Consider the following 19412-nt stretch of genomic DNA (forward strand, 5'->3'; position numbering starts at 1 on the left):
TTTCCCTGAGGTGTTCGTATTCAACCGCCACCTGCCAGGGATACTGCGGGTTACCGTCATTCACACGCTCACAATGGATCACCCGGCTGATGGTCAGGATGCCGACCAGTGACGGGAACAATACCATGCGCAATTCCAGCAGACTGCCGACCGGAAGTTCATGTTGCGCACGAAAGGCCACACCACCCGCACTCAGGTTCACTTCACGGGTGTCCTGTTGTTTTTCCTTGATCTCCTCGGAAACGAACAGCTGGGCAATCATATTGAGCTTCTGATCGATGGCTTGCAGACAACGCGCCAGTTCCGGTGACTGCGTCTGTATCTTGTGGATCAGGTTCGCCATCTGCCGGGTCGTGGCGGTAAAACTGGATGCCGCTGTAAACCGGTCGACCAGTTGTGACTGAATCTTCTCCAGTAAGTGGTCGACTTCACCACTGTCAATCAGACGATAATCGAGTGCGATCTCGTCGTCGATCCGGAAAAACTCCCTGCGTTCATTCGTCATGGCAATTCCTGGACTACTTGCTCCCACCCAGCTTTATACCCAGACCGGATGGTGGTTTCGATGGTTTTTTACTACCCTTCTCCGGCGCGGGTTTTTTCGTCCCGCCCGCGCGGATACCTTTTACTGCCACCGGCTTTCCAGCTGCCGCCCTGGCCGGCTTTGGCGCACGACCGGGCACACGTTTCACGCCAGCAGCCGCAGCAGGTTTCGTGGTCTTTGCGGCAGAAGCCGGCTTGCCTGCCGACTTACGGCCTGTTTTAGTTTGCGGTGTAACAGGGGTGGATGGCAAGGCAGCCTTCTTGTCATCGACCGCAAGGCTTTTTCCGTCCTCATCTTCACCCTGCTGAAGAATAATCTCCACACGACGGTTCTTCGCCCGGTTGGCAGGCGTATCGTTTGGCACCATCGGCTGGGTGTCGGCAAAACCCTGGATCAGGAAACGGTTGGACGGTATATCCGTGGCCAGCATCATTTCATGCGCCACGGAGACGGCACGTGCAGACGACAGCTCCCAGTTGGAACGGAAGCGTTCGGTATAGATCGGAATATTGTCTGTATGACCGGCAACGATAATCTTGCCTTCCGAGCCCTTGAGGATTTCCGCCACCTTGCCAAGTATCGGCCGGAATGAACCCTTCAGATCCGCATGACCGGAACCAAAGGAAGCTTTTTCACGCACGCGGATAATGATTTTCTTGCCTTCCGTTTCAACATCCACACTGCCTGCCTTGATCTCGCGACCGAGCGCATTACTGATCAGTCTGGCACTGTGTTCAAGTTTCTTGCGGCGCTCTGCTTCGGCTTTAGCCCTGAGAAGCTCGGCCAGTGTCTTGTTGTCAACCAGGGCCTTGTCTGCTGGCTGCTTCTGCATACCGGCCAGTTGCGCTTCCAGTTTCAGTTTTTCCTTGAGTCGTACTTCAGCAAGTGCCTTGGCCTTCGACAGCTCCTTCTTCTGCGCTTCGGTCAAACCTTCTGCCTGTGAAAGCTGCTTGCCGGCTTTCTCATGTGGCTTGAAATTCTGTGTCTTGTCAGGAACGTGCTCACTCTTCGGGGTCGGCACAGGACGCCGGCGTTCCTTGCCCAGATCGAGATTCACGCGCAGGTCCGCCGTCGTCATCTGGCGGACGACATTCATGATGGTAGGTTCCGGCCGGCCGGGGCTGAATTCGCGGGCTATGACGTTAATGCCCTTGGGCGGTTCCCTGACCTTGATGTCGCGTTGTACACCGAAAGCATTCTTCAGGGAGCCGGCCATTTCCTTGTACTTGGAAACGTCCATTTCGGAGAAAGACAGCAACAGCACAAAGAAGCACATCAACAGTGACATGAGGTCCGCAAACGTCATGACCCAGGCGGGCAGACCCTCTTCGGCCTTTTTTGCGGGGGCTTCGTCAGACATGCTCAACTGTCCCTGTTGATCTCAGAACCTGAAATCCGTCAGGCCGCATCGGCGCTGGCTTCACCAACACCTTCACGCTTGTTCTCCGGGAGGTAGGTTTTAAGCAACTCTTCCATCACCCGGGGATTGAGCCCTTCCTGTATCGAGCTGATCGTTTCCAGGATAAGCGCCTTGTTCAGCCGCTCGTCCTGACTGCGCAGCGCCAGCTTGTCGGCAATCGGCAGGGCAAACACTGTCGCGACGATTGCACCATACAACGTCGTCAGTAGCGCAACCGCCATAGCCGGTCCGATAGACTTGGGATCATCCATGGCCGACAGCATCTGCACCAGGCCGATCAGGGTGCCGATCATGCCCATCGCAGGGGCCACGTCACCCATGGCCTTGAAGATGGCCTGACCTCGCTCGTGACGCTCGATGGTCAGGTTGATGTCCTTGCTCAACATGGCACGTACGAACTCCGGTTCGTGACCGTCCACACACAGCTGGATACCCCGCTTCAGAAACTCGTTCTGGATATCCTGGCCTTCCAGCCCCAGCACACCCTCCTTGCGGGCGATATTGGCCAGTTCGACGCCTTCCTCGATCAGGCTGCTGGGATCATCCGTCCTGGCGAAAAAGGCTTTCATGGCAATCTTGAAAGCGCCAAAAAAATGACCGATCGGGAACTTGATGAGAACCGCGAACATAGTGCCAACCAACACGATCAACAGCGAGGGGATATTAATAAAAAGCAGAACGCTCCCACCAAGAAACATCGCCGTAACGATGATACCGGTGGCGCCAAGCAGTCCAATAAGGGTGGCGAGATCCATGAATTGTTACTCCATTAACGGTAGGCTAGAAATTCATACCGGATATATCGCCGTAAGCGGGGGTTTCTTGAATGCACAGGTCGTCAGACAGGAAATCCCGTACAAACCGGAATAGTTTGCTATCTGAATGAGTTACACATGACTGAACCCCCCGTCAGAGAACGCACAGTGCTTGTTACCGGCTGCTCCAGCGGCATTGGCTACTGTGCCGCCCATCAATTGCACAAGCGCGGTTATCGCGTCATTGCCAGCGCCAGAAACATGAACGATGTCATGCGCTTGAACAAGGAAGGACTGGATTGCATTCAGCTCGATCTGGATGATACGGCATCCATCGATGCCGCTATCGAGGAAATCGCGGCCCGAACCGGGCGCCGCCTGTACGCCCTGTTCAATAATGCGGGATTCGGACAACCCGGCGCCGTCGAGGATCTGTCGAGAGATACCTTGCGCGCCCAGTTCGAAACCAACGTGTTTGGCACCCTTGAACTGACCAATCGTGTCCTGCCGTGGATGCGCGAGGCGGGAGAAGGCCGCATTATCCAGAACAGCTCGGTACTGGGGTTTGTGTCACTGGCCTACCGGGGTGCCTACAATGCCAGCAAATACGCCCTGGAAGGCCTGTATGACACGCTGCGCCTGGAACTGGCCGGTAGCGGTATCTTCGCCGTACTGATTGAACCCGGCCCCATCACCAGCCGCTTCCGTGAAAATGCTTTTGCCGCCTACAAACGCAATATCGATGTGCAGCACAGCGTGCACCGTGAGGCTTACCTGTCCACCGAACGACGCCTGAAGCGGAAAGGCCAGGCCGTACCTTTTACGCTGCCACCGGAAGCCGTGGTGGAAAAACTGATCAAGGCGCTTGAACACCCCAGCCCCAGGGGCCGCTACTACGTCACCTTCCCCACTTATCTGTTTGGCACACTGAAGCGCTTGCTGACAACACAGGGGCTGGACAGGGTCATGCTGAAAATTTCCCGGGATGAGCAGGATGAAAAACAGCAGACATAAAAAAACCCGTCAGCCGCAGGGCTGACGGGCAGCATTTCCGGAACGGTACCAGTCAGAAGTTCAGGCGAACACCGGCAAAATATTCATCGACTTCACTGCCGAATATGGCATTTGCTGTTGCCGAGAATCGCTTGGTGAACTTGAACACGGCACCCACGGTACCAAAGTCATCATCCACGTCACCCGACACATACCGATAGCTGGCATCGACCTCAAGCTTCTTTGCCGCCTGGAACCGCACACCAGCCTCGTAAATAGCACCCGCATCATTGAAGGTGCTCTGATTGCTGTTGTACTTGGCGTTAAACGCCTGCACATCGCCGAATACATCAAGCTTTTTCTTGATCAGCGTGTAGTGCCCCCGGCCACCGACACGAAATTCGGTCAGGTCCAGGTTGTCTCCCGGGATATCGCTGGTGTTGCCGCGCCGAAAACCCGCGCGCAAGGCGAACATATCAAATATACCAAATGATGCGTCAACCACCCCACTGTCAAAGTCGATGCCATCGCCATCGGTTTTCTGGTAACCGACATCCGCATAACTGTAACTGAAACCTTTTGCCACCACGACAGCCGGCGACAGGGCGAGTACCAGTGAGCCGGCAAGCACAGTCGCCAGGGTTTTGTGTAATTTCATAATTCCTCCTCCATGCTGTTTTTTTATGTTCTGGCGTGCGCCAAAGACCGGGCCATACTACGGATTCAGTGGTTTTCCTTCAAGCAGGAATATCCATCACCAGGATCACCACAGAACCGCCACAACCCTGCACAACTACCTGTATTTTATAATATTAACTGGAAACAAAAGAAACCCCCGCCTGTTTCCAGACGGGGTTACTCAACGAAAAGCGCCCGAATCAGGCGGCGCTGGCCTGGGTCTCGCCCTTATTGAATACAAGCGCATCGTCTTCTACATCCACCCGGATGACCTCGCCGGGGTGGAAACGACCCGCCAGGAGCTGCTGGGCCAGCGGGTTCTCCAGCTGCTGCTGGATGGCCCGCTTGAGCGGCCGGGCGCCATAGACCGGATCGAAACCTGCCTCGCCGAGCTTGTCGAGCGCTGCCTGTGACAGCTCCAGCCCGAGGTCACGCTCGGCAAGCCGCTGACGCAGGTACTCGATCTGGATGGTCGTGATGGCGCGGATCTGCTCCCGTCCCAGCGGATGGAAGACCACCACATCGTCGATGCGGTTGATGAACTCGGGCCGGAAGTGCCCCGCCACCACGTCCATCACGGCTGCCTTCATGCGATCGTAGTTCTCCTCACCGGCCAGATCCTGGATCTGCTGGCTGCCGAGGTTCGACGTCATCACGATAACCGTGTTACGGAAGTCAACAGTACGTCCCTGGCCATCGGTCAGACGACCGTCATCGAGCACCTGCAACAGCACGTTGAAGACATCCGGGTGCGCTTTTTCCACTTCGTCCATGAGAATCACGGAGTAGGGCTTACGACGTACCGCCTCGGTCAGGTAACCGCCTTCCTCGTAGCCAACATAGCCGGGCGGCGCACCGATCAGCCGTGCCACGGAGTGTTTCTCCATGAACTCGGACATATCGATACGTACCATAGCTTCCTCGGTATCAAACAGGAACCCGGCCAACGCCTTGGTCAGCTCGGTCTTGCCGACACCGGTCGGACCGAGAAACAGGAACGAACCATTCGGCCGGTTGGGGTCGGACAATCCGGCGCGTGAACGACGGATGGCATCCGAAACCGCTTTCACGGCTTCGGCCTGTCCCACCACGCGCTTGTTCAGCTCCTCTTCCATGCGCAACAGCTTGTCGCGCTCGCCTTCCAGCATCTTGGAAACCGGGATACCGGTCCACTTTGACACCACCTCGGCAATCTCTTCTTCGGTGACCTTGTTGCGCAGCAGGGTCATTTCCTGCATTTCCGCCTGGGCTGCCATATCCAGCTGTTTCTCCAGCTCGGGAATACGGCCATACTGCAATTCACCGGCGCGCGCCAGGTCACCGGCACGCTGTGCCGTTTCCAGTTCCATGCGCGCACGTTCCAGCGCTTCCTTGATGTGTGAAGTCCCCTGCACGGCGGCTTTCTCCGCCTTCCAGATCTCTTCCAGGTCTGAATACTCGCGTTCCAGCTTGTCGATTTCCTCCTGCAGATTGGCGAGCCGTTTTACCGATGCTTCGTCGCTTTCCTTCTGCAGGGCCTCACGTTCGATCTTGAGCTGAATCAGGCGCCGCTCCAGCTTGTCCAGCGACTCAGGCTTGGAATCGATTTCCATGCGAATGCGCGATGCCGCCTCATCAACCAGATCAATGGCCTTGTCGGGCAACTGACGATCGGTAATGTAACGGTGCGACAGGGTTGCCGCGGCAACAATGGCCGGGTCAGTGATGTCGACGCCATGATGCACTTCGTAGCGTTCTTTCAGGCCACGCAGGATCGCAATGGTATCCTCCACGCTCGGCTCATCGACCAGTACTTTCTGGAAACGACGTTCCAGCGCGGCATCTTTTTCGATGTACTGGCGATATTCATCCAGCGTGGTGGCACCCACACAGTGCAGTTCTCCGCGCGCCAGCGCCGGCTTGAGCATATTACCGGCATCCATGGCGCCCTCGGCCTTGCCGGCTCCGACCATGGTGTGCAACTCGTCAATGAACAGAATTATCTGGCCTTCCTGCTTGGCGAGGTCATTAAGAACAGCTTTCAGACGTTCCTCGAACTCACCGCGGAACTTGGCGCCTGCAATCAGCGACCCCATATCCAGACTCAACAGACGCTTGCTTTTCAGGCCTTCCGGCACTTCGCCGTTGACAATACGCTGTGCCAGCCCTTCAACAATGGCGGTCTTGCCGACGCCGGGCTCACCGATCAGCACCGGGTTGTTCTTGGTACGGCGCTGCAACACCTGGACGGTGCGGCGAATTTCATCATCGCGGCCGATAACCGGGTCGAGCTTGCCCTGCTCGGCGCGCTCGGTCAGGTCGATGGTATATTTTTCCAGCGCCTGACGCTGATCCTCGGCGTTCGGGTCATCGATCTTCTGACCACCGCGGACATTTTCAATCGCCTTTTCGATCAGGCTCTTGCTGGCGCCTGCCTTGCGCAGCAGTTCCCCCAGCTCACCCTTGTCCTCGACCGCAGCAAGCACAAACAATTCGGAAGAGATGTACTGGTCGTTGCGCTTTTGCGCCAGCTTGTCGGTGAGATTCAGCAGGCGTGTCAGGTCATTGGAAATGTGAACATCACCCTCATTACCCTCTACCGTGGGCAGACGATCCAGCCATTCGCCAAGGTGCGAGCGCAGTAAGTTGGCGTTAACCCCAGCCTGGGTCAGCAGGTGACGGACGCTGCCGCCTTCCTGGTCCAGCAACGCCACCATGACGTGTACCGGCTCGATGTAGTTGTGGTCGCGGCCGACGGCAAGGCTTTGCGCATCGGAAAGCGCCATCTGGAATTTGGAAGTCAGTTTGTCCATCCGCATGATCAGGGTTCTCCCGTTAGAAATCTTTGATGGAACAGCATATGGGGGAGCGGAAACCGGTTTTCAAGCAATCAGCGGCCACTGCGGCGTACTTACTTGTAGTTTTTGCGCTGAAACAGATCCTGTCGGCGACTAACCAGTCGGTCGAGGAACAGCAGGCCGTCCAGATGATCCAGTTCGTGCTGGATGGCGCGCGCCTCGAAGCCCTCCATATCAAAGGATAGCGGATTTCCATGACGATCAAGGGCTTCCAGGTGAATTTTTTCTGCCCTCAGCACATTACCGGTGTAATCGGGGACCGACAGGCAGCCCTCGCGCCCCATGGCATACCCCTCCCACTCGGTAATCTCCGGGTTCACCAGGATCAGGTGGCCATGGCTGGCAGTTTTTTTGCGCCCGGATACATCGACGATCAACACACGCTCGAACCAGCCGGTCTGCGGGGCTGCAATCCCCACCGCACCCGGACCGGCCAGCCGGGTTTCTTCCAGTGAGTCCATCTTTTCCTGCAGGGCGCCATCGAATGCCTTCACCGGCTCTGAAAGCTGGCGCAAACGTTCGTCAGGATAGACCAGAATATCGAGAACAGACACGTTTCAGCCGATCAGGGTTTCAATGGGCTGGACATCAACCTTGATGCCATCTGCCTGCAAGGATGCCAGGGCCTTGTGGATGGCCTCGACACCCTGTGCCGCCACGCCCTCGATCTGCAGGATATAGATCGGCTCGGCCTCGCTGCCGCCAACATCGGACTCGAGGTCGAGAATATTCAGCCCGGCTTCCGCCGCGCGCGAAGTCACCTGCGACACAATGCCGGCGCGGTCGGCACCGTGTACCAGAATACGCACATCAGGAACCGGCCGCTGGTGCAGGCCGGCCTGGACCGGGTCGACGTGCAGCACCAGAGACAGGTCTTTCACAACAGCGGCCAGCGACTCGCGCAGCGGTGTTTCGCCATCACGGCTTTGCACCAGCATCATCACGGTAAAGTTCTCTCCAAGGCGAATCATTGAAGTCTCGCCCAGGTTACACCCCGCCTCGAACAGTGCAGAGGTGACTTGCGCAACAATGCCCGGCTGGTCCTTGCCCACCAGCGTCAACATGTACCAGTTCGCCATCAAAACCACCCTTTACCGGAAACAGACCTGACTATAGTCAGTCCGCTGGTCAATGGGCAAGTAAAACCATGACATGGTATTCAGCGCCTGGTCAGTTGTGCAATGTTGAATGGGTCAGGTAGATGACTCCGACACCCGCCCCGATCAGCAGCATCTGCTTGAGGGTGGCACTGAATTCGGCACGCTTGTGTAAACCGGGAATCAGGTCGGCAACGGCCACATAGATGAAACTCGACGCCGCAACAGCCAGCACGTATGGCAACACTGGCTGCAATTCACCCAGGCTGTAGTACGCCAGCACACCACCCACGATGGTAGTCAGACTGGACAGCAGGTTAAACGTAAATGCGCGCGTGGTGCTGAAACCGCTGTGCAGCAGCACGGCGAAATCCCCCACTTCCTGGGGAATCTCATGCGCTGCCACGGCCAGTGCTGTCACGACACCCAGGTGGATATCGGTCAGGAAAGCTGCCCCGATCAAAACACCGTCGATAAAATTGTGCAGGCCGTCACCAATCAGAATCAACGTACCGGCAGCGGGATGGTGCGCCTCGTGGGCCTGCGAATCCGGCTGATGGACCTCACAACCCTCATGGTGACAGTGGCGCCACAGCACCAGTTTCTCCAGCACAAAGAAACCGAACAATCCAAGCAGAACCGCTGTGGTTATGCCATGAAAATTACCGTCCTGAACACTTTCCAGTGCATGGGGCAACAGCCCAAGCAATGCGGCGCCCAACAGCGCGCCAATGGCAAAACTGACCGTATGCGGCAACAAACGGCTGCGCGTTTTCTCTGGCAGCATCAGGAAAAGCGCCGCCGCCAGCACACTGAGCGCACCGCCCAGCAGGGTAAACACCAGTATCCATTGCAACAAGGTCATAGAGTGGTCCGACCAGAAAGGTTAAAAAAGACGGGTGTTCGCATGCAGCGCCCCCCGTGCAGTCGCGCAGTATACCTTAACGCGCAAATGCCGAAACGCAGTGTCACCGCAGCCAGATCAGGGAAGCCATGCGCCCGGTAACAGCATCACGCCGGTGGGAATAGAAATCATTTGCCTCGGTAAAGGTGCAATGGTCACCGCCATACACCGCATGTACCCCTGCCTCCGCCAGACGAATACGCGCCAGCAGATACAGATCGGCCAACCAGTGGCCAGGGGAACGGGGGGTAAACGCATCCGTGGTCTGCGCGTGCTGTGCCGTAAAGGCGCTGCGTACCTCATCGCCGACTTCGAATGCCTGCGCACCGATCGCCGGCCCCAGCCAGACCAGAAGCTCTCCCGGCTCGACACTCATCGCCTGCACCGTGCGCTCCAGCACACCCCCTGCCAGTCCCCGCCAGCCTGCATGTGCTGCCGCCACGCAGCAACCGGAACGGTCGCAGAACAATGCAGGCAAACAATCCGCCGTGAGCACGGCACTGACCTGTCCCGCCGCCCGTGCCACGCTGGCATCTGCCCGGGGCGGTTCGACCCGCGGTAACGCGGCACTTTCCTCGTTTGATCCAGCCACAGCACAGGCTGTCTCTGCCACGCCATCCCCATGCACCTGCTTCAGCCAGACGGGTTCCGCCGGGAGGTCCAGCTGCTGGCGCAGAGAGCGCCGGTTTTGCTGCACGGCGAGTGGATCATCGCCGACATGATCAGCCAGGTTCAGGCTCGCCCAGTGGCCACGACTGACGCCGCCCTGACGCGTGGTCGTCAGCGCCTGCACATTGTCGGGCGCCGGCCAGTCCGGGCGGATCATGGCCCGGACCTCACCACATCGAGCAAAGCGACAAAATCCCCGGGGGGATCCACTTCCCAGCGGACTGTCTCCCCGCTTTGCGGGTGCACAAATGCCAGCCGCCGGGCATGCAGGGCCTGGCGCCGGAATCCCTGCAAGGCTTCGCGCAGGCGTTCCGACGCCCCGCGCGGGATACGCAACCTTCCGCCATACACCGGGTCACCGACCAGCGGGCAATGTATATACGCCATATGCACGCGGATCTGGTGGGTACGCCCGGTCTCCAGCCGCACCTGCACCAGTGTGTGTGCTGCGAAACGCTCCAGCACCCGGTAATGACTGATCGCCGGCTTGCCCGATTCAATGACGGCCATGCGCAGACGATCCTTCGGGTGCCGTCCAATGGGCGCATCGACTGTACCACCGGCGGTAAGCACCGTGTGTACCAGCGCGAGATACTCGCGGCTGACACTGCGGTCCTGTAACTGCCCCACCAGCGAGGTGTGGGCTTCCAGCGTCCGGGCGACGACCATCAGACCGCTGGTGTCCTTGTCGAGGCGGTGCACAATGCCCGCCCGCGGCACACTTGCCAGTGCCGGGTCAAAATAAAGCAAGGCGTTCTGCAAGGTGCCTGCCCGGTTACCGGCTGCCGGGTGCACCACCAGCCCCGCCGGCTTGTTGATGACCAGCAGCTGGGCATCCTGGTAGACGACATCGAGTGTAATATTCTCAGGCTCGACAAGCCCCTCTTCCTGCAGTTCGGCACGAATCTCGACAGCTTCACCGCCCATCACCCGCTGCCGGACCGTGGCCGGTTTTCCGTCCACTAAAACGTGCCCCTGCTTCGTCCATTGCTGGAGCCGGCTGCGGGAATATTGCGAAAAAAGCTCGGCCAGCACCTGGTCGAGACGCCGCCCGGCAGCCTGCGCAGGGATGGTATCGTTGAGATAAATGGTTTCAGACATGGAATCAGGTGGCCAACAGCCGTGTTGCGGCCTTACAATTAGGTTCGATTTTCAAAACCGGAAAAAATGGCAGATGCACTGGTTACGCCTTATACCGCTTCTTGCGACTTTATTCACCCTCGGCTGCGCAACAACCGCCGAGGACGAGTTGGGAAACCTCTCGGCCAATGAACTCTATAAACAGGCCAAGGCCGCACTGGCCTCGTCAGATTTTGAAACCGCCATCAACACCTTTGAGAAACTGGAGGCCCGCTACCCGTTCGGCAAGTACGCCCAGCAGGCACAGCTGGAAATCGCCTATGCCTATTACAAGTTTGATGAACCCGACTCCGCCATTGCCGCCGCCGACCGGTTTATCCGCAACAATCCGGGCAACAAACACCTGGACTACGCCTACTACCTGAAAGGACTGGCCAACTACACGCGCGGCATGAGCATTGTCGACCGCCTCGCCCGGCGCGAGCCGTCGGAACGCGACACGCGTGCACTGCGTGATGCATTCAGTGACTTCACCACCCTGGTGCAAAAGTTCCCTGACAGCATCTACGCGGAAGACAGCAAGAAACGGCTGATCTTCCTGCATAACCAGCTGGCACAATATGAAATCAGGGTGGCCCGTTACTACATGCGCCGCGAGGCCTGGGTCGCCGCGGCCAATCGGGCACGCTACGTCATCGAGAACTACCAGCGCACCCAGGCAGCGCGCGAAGCATTGCAGGTACTGGTAGTGGCCTACACCCGCATGGGCATGAACGACCTGGCCAATGACGCACAACGCGTACTGGACCGGAATACTCCGCCTGTTCCCGTTGCCGGAAAAACCACACCATAAAAAAGGCCTGCGCCGGACATTCTGCGCAGGCCTGTATCGGTTGAGGACAGTAAGCGGCTAGATCGCGTCGGCGTCTGTCTCACCGGTGCGGATACGTACTACCCGTTCCACGGAACTTACGAAAATCTTGCCATCGCCAATCTTGCCGGTACGCGCGGCATTGGTAATGGCCTCCATACACCGTTCCAGGTCTTCTTCCTTCACTACCACCTCAAGTTTCACCTTGGGCAGAAAATCGACGACATACTCCGCGCCACGGTAGAGCTCGGTATGCCCCTTCTGACGGCCAAAACCCTTGACCTCGGTCGCGGTCATACCGGTGATGCCAATCTCTGACAACGCCTCACGGACATCGTCGAGCTTGAAAGGTTTGATAATGGCTTCGACTTTTTTCATCGGGTCGTTCCCCTGGTTTTTTACCTGATCAGGCTGGCAACCATACTAAAAGCGTCGCCAGGAATCGAATTTTAAATGGATCATTTGCGCGCTCGCGCCAGTTGCGCATCCAGGAACCCGGAGGTAATCGGGTAGCGGCGGTCACGCCCGAAAGCGCGTTTGCTGATACGCACACCCGGTGGCGCCTGGCGGCGTTTGTATTCGTTGCGGTCTACCAGGGTAGCCACACGCCTCACCATGTCCGCATCGAAACCCAGTGCGATCAGTTCCCGTACACCCCTGTCCTGTTCGATATAGCCTTCCAGGATTGGATCAAGCAACTCGTAGGGCGGCAACGAATCCTCATCCTTCTGGTCTGGCGCCAGTTCCGCTGACGGCGGGCGCTCGATCACGCGCTGCGGGATAACCGGCGCAACGGAGTTACGGTATTCCGACAGGCGATAGACCATCAGCTTGGGTACGTCCTTGATCGGCGCAAAGCCGCCAGCCATGTCACCGTAAAGTGTCGCGTAACCCACCGACATCTCACTCTTGTTCCCTGTCGTGAGCAGAATGCGCCCGAACTTGTTCGACAGGGCCATCAGGATTACCCCTCGACAGCGTGCCTGGATATTTTCTTCGCTGGCATCAGGCTGTGTTCCCGCAAAAACCTCTGACAGGGCATCGAGGAAGCTGTTGAAGGGGGGGTCAATAGAGATTTCCCGGTAAGCGACATCCAGCGCTTGCGCTTCGGCACGCGCATCTTCCAGGCTGATACCGGCGGTATAGCGTGACGGCATCATGACCGCCTGCACACGTTCAGCACCGATGGCATCAACCGCAATGGCCAGTGTCAGGGCTGAATCGATACCGCCGGACAGCCCGATAACGGCACCGCCAAAACCATTCTTTTCAATATAGTCCCGCACGCCCAGCACCAGCACCTGATAGATACTCGCGACCTCGTCGGCACGCGCCACAACATCTCCGGACAGAATTTCGACACCCCCCTCGCTGACCCCGAAATCAACCGGGTACAGGCCTTCTTCACAGGCCGGGGCACGCACCGCCGTTGCCGCATGACGGTCAAGGACAAAGGATTCGCCATCGAACACCAGTTCATCCTGCCCGCCAACCAGGTTGACATAGACCACCGGGCAACCGGTCTCACCCACGCGTTCCGCCACCACGGCTTCACGCTCATTGGACTTGCCGGTACGAAAAGGCGAGGCATTCAGATTCACCAGCAACTGCGCCCCCTCGTCAACGGCGGCACGCGCCGGTCCCGGCACCCAGATATCCTCGCAAATTGTGACGCCGATACGTATGCCTGCAACGTCGGTCACGCAGAACCCCTCACCGGGAACAAAATAACGCTTCTCGTCAAATACACTGTAGTTGGGCAGGTGGCGCTTGCGACAGCGCGCAACGATCCCGCCATCACGAATCAGCGAGGCCGTGTTGTAACGGCCCCTGCGGGTCTGCTCAGGGTGTCCAACCAGCATATCGATACCGCGCACTTCCGAGCACAGCCGGTCAAGACCCTCGGCCACCATTTCGTGCAGCGCAGGGCGTAGCAACAGGTCTTCCGGCGGGTAGCCGGTGAGTGTCAGTTCAGGGAAAACAATCAGGTCGGCGTTCAGGTCATCGCGGGCCCGTGTCGCACAATCGATGACACGCGAAACGTTACCCGGCATATCGCCAACACGCAGATCGACCTGCGCCATGACCAGCCGCAATGCGGATGCCTGCGGTTGCCTGCTCACGACCCCGCCAGCAGTTCCTGCATGCGCACGCCCATGTCGGCTGGCGACCGCACCACCGCCACGCCCGCCTGTTCCAGCGCCGCGAACTTGGCCTCTGCCGTACCCTTGCCGCCACTGATAATGGCCCCGGCATGGCCCATGCGCTTGCCGGGTGGCGCAGTGACACCGGCGATATAGGCCACCACCGGCTTGTTCATGTGATCCGCAATAAAGGCCGCGGCATCCTCCTCGGCGCTGCCGCCGATTTCGCCAACCAGGATAACGCCTTCGGTGTCCGGGTCACGCTCGAAACGTTCCAGGCAGTCGATAAATTCCAGGCCATGGATGGGGTCACCACCAATGCCAACACAGGTGCTCTGGCCCATTCCGGCCTGGGTCGTCTGGTACACTGCCTCATAGGTCAGGGTACCGGAACGCGACACGATGCCAATACGGCCGGGCTGGTGAATAGCGCCGGGCATGATACCGATTTTACACTCACCCGGCGTGATGATGCCCGGGCAGTTAGGGCCGACAAGGTGTACCTGGCAACCCGCAAGCACCGCCTTGACCCTGACCATATCCAGCACCGGGATCCCCTCGGTAATACAAACGATCACATCGATGCCGGCATCGGCAGCTTCCAGAATGGCATCTGCCGCAAATGCAGCCGGCACGTAAATCATGCTGGCATTGGCAGCGGTTTCATCCACGGCCTCCTGCACCGTATTGAAGACCGGCAAATCAAGGTGCGTCTGCCCACCCTTGCCCGGCGTGACGCCACCGACCATCCGGGTACCGTAGGCCAGCGCCTGTTCGGAATGGAAAGTACCCTGCTTGCCGGTAAAGCCCTGGCAAATGACCCGTGTGTTTTTATCGACAAGAATACTCATTGTGCGTGTCCGCTAACGGCTGCAACGACTTTCTGCGCTGCATCGGTGAGTCCATCGGCGGCAATAATGCACAGTCCGGAATCGGCCAGCAATTGCTTGCCCCTGTCCACGTTGGTGCCTTCCAGCCGAACCACAACGGGTAATTCAACACCGACTTCCTCGACCGCCTGGATAATGCCTTCGGCAATCAGGTCACAACGCACGATGCCACCGAAGATATTGACCAGGATAGCGCGCACCTTGCTGTCGGAAAGGATCAGCTTGAACGCTTCTGACACCCGGTCGGCTGTCGCACCACCACCCACATCCAGGAAATTGGCCGGCTCGCCCCCGTGTAATTTAATCAGATCCATGGTGGCCATCGCCAGACCGGCACCGTTGACCATGCAGGCAATATCGCCATCGAGCGTAATGTAGTTCAGACCGTGTTCGCTGGCGGCGCGCTCCTTGTCGTCTTCCTGGGTCGGGTCGCGTAAATCACCGCTATCCGGGTGGCGGTACAGCGCGTTGTCCTCAATATCCAGCTTCGCATCCAGTGCCAGCAGCTCACCGTCCCGGGTCACAACCAGTGGATTGATCTCCACCAGGCTGGCGTCCTCCTGCTCAAACAGGCGGAACAAACCGCCCAGCAGTTGCGTAAATGCCTTGACCTGGTCCCCGCTCAGGCCAACACCAAACGCAAGGTTCCGGCACTGGTAGGGCTGCAGACCGACAGCCGGATGCACGGCTTCCGTGAGGATGGCCTGCGGGTCTTTCGCCGCCACCTCCTCGATGTCCATACCGCCGGCACGTGACGCCATTACCGTAATACGTTCGCACTGCCGGTCCACCAGCAAGCCGAGATACAGTTCACGATCGATGTCCACCGTCGCTTCCACCAGCAGGCGATGGATGGGTAAGCCGGGTTCACCGGTCTGTCTGGTGACCAGCCGCCGACCCAGCCATTCATCGGCAAAGCGGCGAACGGCATCGACACTCTCCAGTAACTTCACCCCACCGGCCTTGCCGCGACCGCCGGCATGCACCTGCGCCTTGACCACCCAGCGCTGGCCACCCAGTGATTTGGCCGCCTCGGCCGCCGCCGGGGCAGACTCAACCATGCGGCCCTCGGGGACGGGCACCGCATAGTTCCTGAACAGTTGTTTGGCCTGGTATTCGTGAAGATGCATGGCAGGTTCCTGAATTTGAAGGACTCTATTCTGCTGAATGACGGGGGGTGGAGTAAAGCCTTACTGGCAGCCCCGGCGTTATACGGTACACTAGGGCACTATGTTCGGCATACGCATACTCATTTTTTTACTCGGCATCGCACTGGTTGTGTGGATACTGTTCCGGCTGGCCCGCAGCCCGTCCATTGGGAAACCGGCAAAAAAACAGGTCGATGACATGGTGCGCTGCGCACGCTGCGGCACCTTTGTGCCGCGAGATGAAGCCATTCACGAAGGTGATCGCGACTACTGCTCCGCACAGCACCGGGATGAGGATCGCTGACACGTATGGCGAATTCTGCCAGACCGGATAACGAACAGACTGAATCTCCTATCGACTGGCAGCGACTCCGCCTGCTGACCTTCTACCGCCTGATCCTCACCGGCCTGCTGGCGCTACTGTACTTCGTTTTACAGGACAGCAATCCGTTTGGCGTCCAGGATCACACCCTGTTTCGTTCAACGTTGCTCACCTGGCTGGTTTTCAGCCTTGCCGTGGCTACGACGACCCGACTTGAGCGTCCCGGCTACCGCTTCCAGGCACTGGTACAGATTCTTGCGGATATCGGTGCGCTGGCACTGCTGATACACGCCACCGGTGGCGTTCCCAGCCCGCTCACGGCGTTACTTGTCATCTCCATTGCGGTCGGCGCGCTGCTGCTGCCGGGACGCATGGCCTACCTGTTTGCCGCCGTGGCAGCCATTGCCCTGCTGTTCGAGACCGGTATTTCGCTGCTGGAGCCCAATAACACCAACGTCAGTTCAGTGACCCGTGCCGGACTGATGGGCCTGGTGCTGTTCGCAACCGCCGCCCTCGCGCATGTACTGGCCATTCGCCTGCGGGAAAGTGAAGCATTGGCCACCCAGCGTGGCATCGACCTCGCCAATCTCCAGCAACTCAACCAGTACGTTATTCACCAGCTACAATCCGGCATACTGGTCGTAGACCCGAACGGGATTATACGACTGGCCAATGATCGGGCGCGCAAACTGCTGGAACTGGCGTCAGCCGAGGGACAAGCACTGGCAGAATGCGCCCCTGCACTGGCGAAACAGATTACGCGCTGGCGGGAAAACCCGGCACTGCAACCTGAAACCATCAAGGCTGGCGCGACTGACTCCGACCTCACACCACGTTTTGCCAGCCTGGAAACCTCTCAGGGCCCCGGCACACTGGTCCTGCTGGATGACGACACGCTGCTGGCACAACAAAGCCAGCAACTCAAACTCGCCTCTCTGGGGCGCATGAGTGCCAGTATTGCGCACGAGATTCGCAACCCGCTGGGCGCCATCAGCCATGCGGCCCAGTTATTGTCTGAATCCGAACAGCTGAATGGCGGCGACAAGCGACTGACCGAGATCATCAACAGTCACAGCCTGCGAGTGAATGAAATTATCGAAAGCGTGCTGCAATTGTCACGGCGCTCGGCAAGCCAGCCGCAGGAACTGCAACTCGACGAGTGGTTGCGACTGTTTCACGGCGAGTTTATCGAAACCGAAGGCGCCGATGCTGCCCGCCTCGTCCTCGAGATCGAAGATGATGCGCTGTGCATACAAAGCGACCCCGGTCACCTGCGCCAGGTGCTCGCCAATCTTTGTCAGAACGCACTACGCCACTCACCCGCCGACAGTATGGTGCAGTTACGCGCAACGGCAAGTAACAGCGGCACGGTCCGCCTGGAGATACTGGACAACGGCCCCGGCATCGACCCGGATACCGCGGCACAGATGTTTGAACCCTTTTTCACCACCGGGAACCGTGGCACCGGGCTCGGCCTGTACATTGCACGTGAGCTGTGCGAACTGAACCGCGCCCACCTCAGCTATCACCGACGTGGCGAGGGCGGCAGCTGTTTTCGGATTGAGTTCTCCGCCGCCAATGGCTGATACATCGTCATGCCGGCACAGGCCGGCATCCAGATTTACCACCTCTGTTAGAATACCGTCATGTACACAACCCTGACACAGGCCCGACGCACATGAGCACCCCACTGGCCCTCATCGTCGATGACGAACCCGATATCCGTGAATTGCTGGAACTCACGCTGGGGCGCATGAACATCGACACCCGCTCCGCCGCCAATGTCGCTGGCGCGAAACAGATGCTGGCGAATGAAAAATTTGATTTGTGCCTGACCGACATGCGGTTGCCGGATGGTGATGGACTGGAACTGGTGGAATTCATCCAGCAACAGCAACCCGACCTGCCGGTGGCCGTCATCACGGCACACGGCAGCATGGAAACCGCCATCCAGGCGCTCAAGGTCGGGGCTTTCGACTTTGTCTCCAAACCGGTAGACCTCAACGTATTGCGTAACCTGGTCAATGGCGCGCTCAAGCTGGGCAGTTTCCCTGAACGCGACCGCCGCAGCCGTGACACCCTGCTGGGTGATTCAGCGGTTATGCAGACCATCCGTCACACCATTGCCAAACTGGCGCGCAGTCAGGCCCCGGTCTACATCAGCGGTGAATCCGGAACCGGCAAGGAACTGGTAGCACGACTGATCCACGCCAGGGGGGTCCGCAACGAACAACCTTTCGTACCCGTCAACTGCGGCGCCATCCCTTCAGAATTAATGGAGAGCGAATTCTTCGGGCACCGCAAGGGCAGCTTCACGGGGGCAAGCAGCGACAAGGAAGGCCTGTTCCAGGCCGCCAACGGCGGCACCCTGTTTCTTGACGAGGTCGCCGAGTTACCCCTGTCCATGCAGGTCAAACTGCTGCGCGCCATCCAGGAAAAGGCCGTACGCCCGGTCGGTGAACAAAAAGAAAGCCCGGTCGATGTGCGCATTCTCTCCGCCACCCACAAGAACCTTGCCGGTCTGGTCGAGCAAGGCATCTTTCGCCAGGATCTGTTCTACCGCATTAATGTTATCGAACTCACTGTCCCCAGCCTGCGCCAGCGCCGCGAGGACATCCCCCAACTGGCGTCACATATCCTTGAGAAACTGTCGCCTGGCGACACGGGAACCCGGCTGAGTGCCGAAGCAATGGACGCCCTGCAACGCTATGCCTTTCCCGGCAACGTGCGCGAACTGGAAAATATCCTTGAGCGCGCCATCACCCTCTGCGAAGGGCAGGAAATCCAGCCCGAAGACCTGGCCCTGCCGGAAGCAGCAGAGCGCGAGCAAACAACCGGAGCCAATACCGTCCCGGCCCCGCCTGAAGGCGTTGCGCTTGAAGAATACCTTGAAAATATCGAGCGACAGGCTATCCTCAAGGCGCTGGACCAGGCGGGCAACAACAAGACCGCTGCCGCGAAACAGCTGGGTATTACCTTTCGCGCCATGCGTTACCGCCTGAAAAAACTTGGTCTGGAATAGAAAAAGTGACGCTTTGCGTCACTTACAGTGAAACATCG

General features: G+C 58.5%; 19 protein-coding genes. 5 read left to right on the forward strand and 14 right to left on the reverse strand.

Translation table 11 applies throughout. The features are described from left to right. The 3 genes from ACW81B_RS00910 to pomA all read right to left on the reverse strand — a co-directional run. On the reverse strand, positions 1-505 hold a 505-nt coding region (locus ACW81B_RS00910), incomplete at its 3' end, for a PilZ domain-containing protein (RefSeq protein WP_491578312.1). A 13-nt stretch (positions 506-518) separates the two neighbouring features. Then, positions 519-1904 carry a flagellar motor protein MotB gene (locus ACW81B_RS00915; protein WP_491578313.1) on the reverse strand — a complete coding sequence of 462 codons (1386 nt, stop codon included), beginning with the start codon at positions 1902-1904 and terminating at the stop codon, positions 519-521. Between the two features lie 38 nt (positions 1905-1942). After that, positions 1943-2719 (reverse strand): flagellar motor protein PomA, encoded by a 777-nt coding sequence (gene pomA, locus ACW81B_RS00920; RefSeq protein ID WP_491578314.1) that lies wholly within the window; start codon positions 2717-2719, stop codon positions 1943-1945. 138 nt (positions 2720-2857) lie between these two features. Here pomA and ACW81B_RS00925 point away from each other — a divergent pair, with 138 nt between their 5' ends. Next, positions 2858-3733, forward strand: coding sequence for an SDR family NAD(P)-dependent oxidoreductase (locus ACW81B_RS00925; protein ID WP_491578315.1), 876 nt, complete (start codon positions 2858-2860; stop codon positions 3731-3733). A gap of 52 nt (positions 3734-3785) precedes the next feature. Here ACW81B_RS00925 and ACW81B_RS00930 read toward each other — a convergent pair whose 3' ends face one another. The 7 genes from ACW81B_RS00930 to rluD form a co-directional block, all read right to left on the reverse strand. After that, entirely contained in the window at positions 3786-4370 is a 585-nt protein-coding gene (locus ACW81B_RS00930; protein ID WP_491578316.1) for an outer membrane beta-barrel protein, read from the reverse strand. A gap of 220 nt (positions 4371-4590) precedes the next feature. Then, entirely contained in the window at positions 4591-7188 is a 2598-nt protein-coding gene (gene clpB, locus ACW81B_RS00935; protein ID WP_491578317.1) for an ATP-dependent chaperone ClpB, read from the reverse strand. A gap of 92 nt (positions 7189-7280) precedes the next feature. Continuing rightward, positions 7281-7781 (reverse strand): peptide deformylase, encoded by a 501-nt coding sequence (gene def / locus ACW81B_RS00940; protein ID WP_491578318.1) that lies wholly within the window; start codon positions 7779-7781, stop codon positions 7281-7283. Between the two features lie 3 nt (positions 7782-7784). Beyond that, positions 7785-8306: a glycine cleavage system transcriptional repressor gene (locus ACW81B_RS00945; RefSeq protein WP_491578319.1), complete on the reverse strand. Its 522-nt coding sequence runs from the start codon at positions 8304-8306 to the stop codon at positions 7785-7787. 91 nt (positions 8307-8397) lie between these two features. Beyond that, entirely contained in the window at positions 8398-9189 is a 792-nt protein-coding gene (locus ACW81B_RS00950; RefSeq protein ID WP_491578320.1) for a ZIP family metal transporter, read from the reverse strand. Between the two features lie 103 nt (positions 9190-9292). Continuing rightward, complete coding sequence (gene pgeF, locus ACW81B_RS00955) at positions 9293-10054, reverse strand: peptidoglycan editing factor PgeF (protein WP_491578321.1); 762 nt, start codon at positions 10052-10054, stop codon at positions 9293-9295. Beyond that, a complete protein-coding gene (rluD, locus tag ACW81B_RS00960; protein ID WP_491578322.1) occupies positions 10051-10998 on the reverse strand; it encodes a 23S rRNA pseudouridine(1911/1915/1917) synthase RluD in 948 nt (315 codons plus the stop codon). The genes pgeF and rluD overlap by 4 nt, the downstream gene beginning before the upstream one ends. 73 nt (positions 10999-11071) lie before the next feature. Between rluD and ACW81B_RS00965 the strand changes: the two genes are divergently transcribed. Beyond that, positions 11072-11830, forward strand: a complete 759-nt coding sequence (locus ACW81B_RS00965) for an outer membrane protein assembly factor BamD (RefSeq protein WP_491578323.1) — start codon at positions 11072-11074, stop codon at positions 11828-11830. A gap of 57 nt (positions 11831-11887) precedes the next feature. Here ACW81B_RS00965 and ACW81B_RS00970 read toward each other — a convergent pair whose 3' ends face one another. The 4 genes from ACW81B_RS00970 to sucC all read right to left on the reverse strand — a co-directional run bounded on the left by ACW81B_RS00970 (position 11888) and on the right by sucC (position 16012). Beyond that, a complete protein-coding gene (locus tag ACW81B_RS00970; protein WP_491578324.1) occupies positions 11888-12226 on the reverse strand; it encodes a P-II family nitrogen regulator in 339 nt (112 codons plus the stop codon). Positions 12227-12306: 80 nt separating this feature from the next. After that, on the reverse strand, positions 12307-13971 hold the full coding sequence (locus ACW81B_RS00975; RefSeq protein WP_491578325.1) for an NAD+ synthase: 1665 nt from the start codon (positions 13969-13971) through the stop codon (positions 12307-12309). After that, positions 13968-14843: a succinate--CoA ligase subunit alpha gene (gene sucD / locus ACW81B_RS00980; RefSeq protein WP_491578326.1), complete on the reverse strand. Its 876-nt coding sequence runs from the start codon at positions 14841-14843 to the stop codon at positions 13968-13970. Before sucD ends, ACW81B_RS00975 begins: the two co-directional genes overlap by 4 nt. After that, complete coding sequence (gene sucC, locus ACW81B_RS00985; RefSeq protein WP_491578327.1) at positions 14840-16012, reverse strand: ADP-forming succinate--CoA ligase subunit beta; 1173 nt, start codon at positions 16010-16012, stop codon at positions 14840-14842. Before sucC ends, sucD begins: the two co-directional genes overlap by 4 nt. Positions 16013-16112: 100 nt before the next feature. Here sucC and ACW81B_RS00990 point away from each other — a divergent pair, with 100 nt between their 5' ends. From ACW81B_RS00990 to ACW81B_RS01000, 3 genes are all read left to right on the forward strand, one after another. After that, complete coding sequence (locus ACW81B_RS00990; protein ID WP_491578328.1) at positions 16113-16334, forward strand: PP0621 family protein; 222 nt, start codon at positions 16113-16115, stop codon at positions 16332-16334. Positions 16335-16339: 5 nt separating this feature from the next. After that, positions 16340-17938, forward strand: coding sequence for a sensor histidine kinase (locus ACW81B_RS00995; protein WP_491578329.1), 1599 nt, complete (start codon positions 16340-16342; stop codon positions 17936-17938). A gap of 92 nt (positions 17939-18030) precedes the next feature. Then, a complete protein-coding gene (locus tag ACW81B_RS01000; RefSeq protein ID WP_491578330.1) occupies positions 18031-19374 on the forward strand; it encodes a sigma-54-dependent transcriptional regulator in 1344 nt (447 codons plus the stop codon). Positions 19375-19412 lie beyond the last annotated feature (38 nt).

It is taken from the genome of Thiogranum sp. (genome assembly GCF_058323355.1).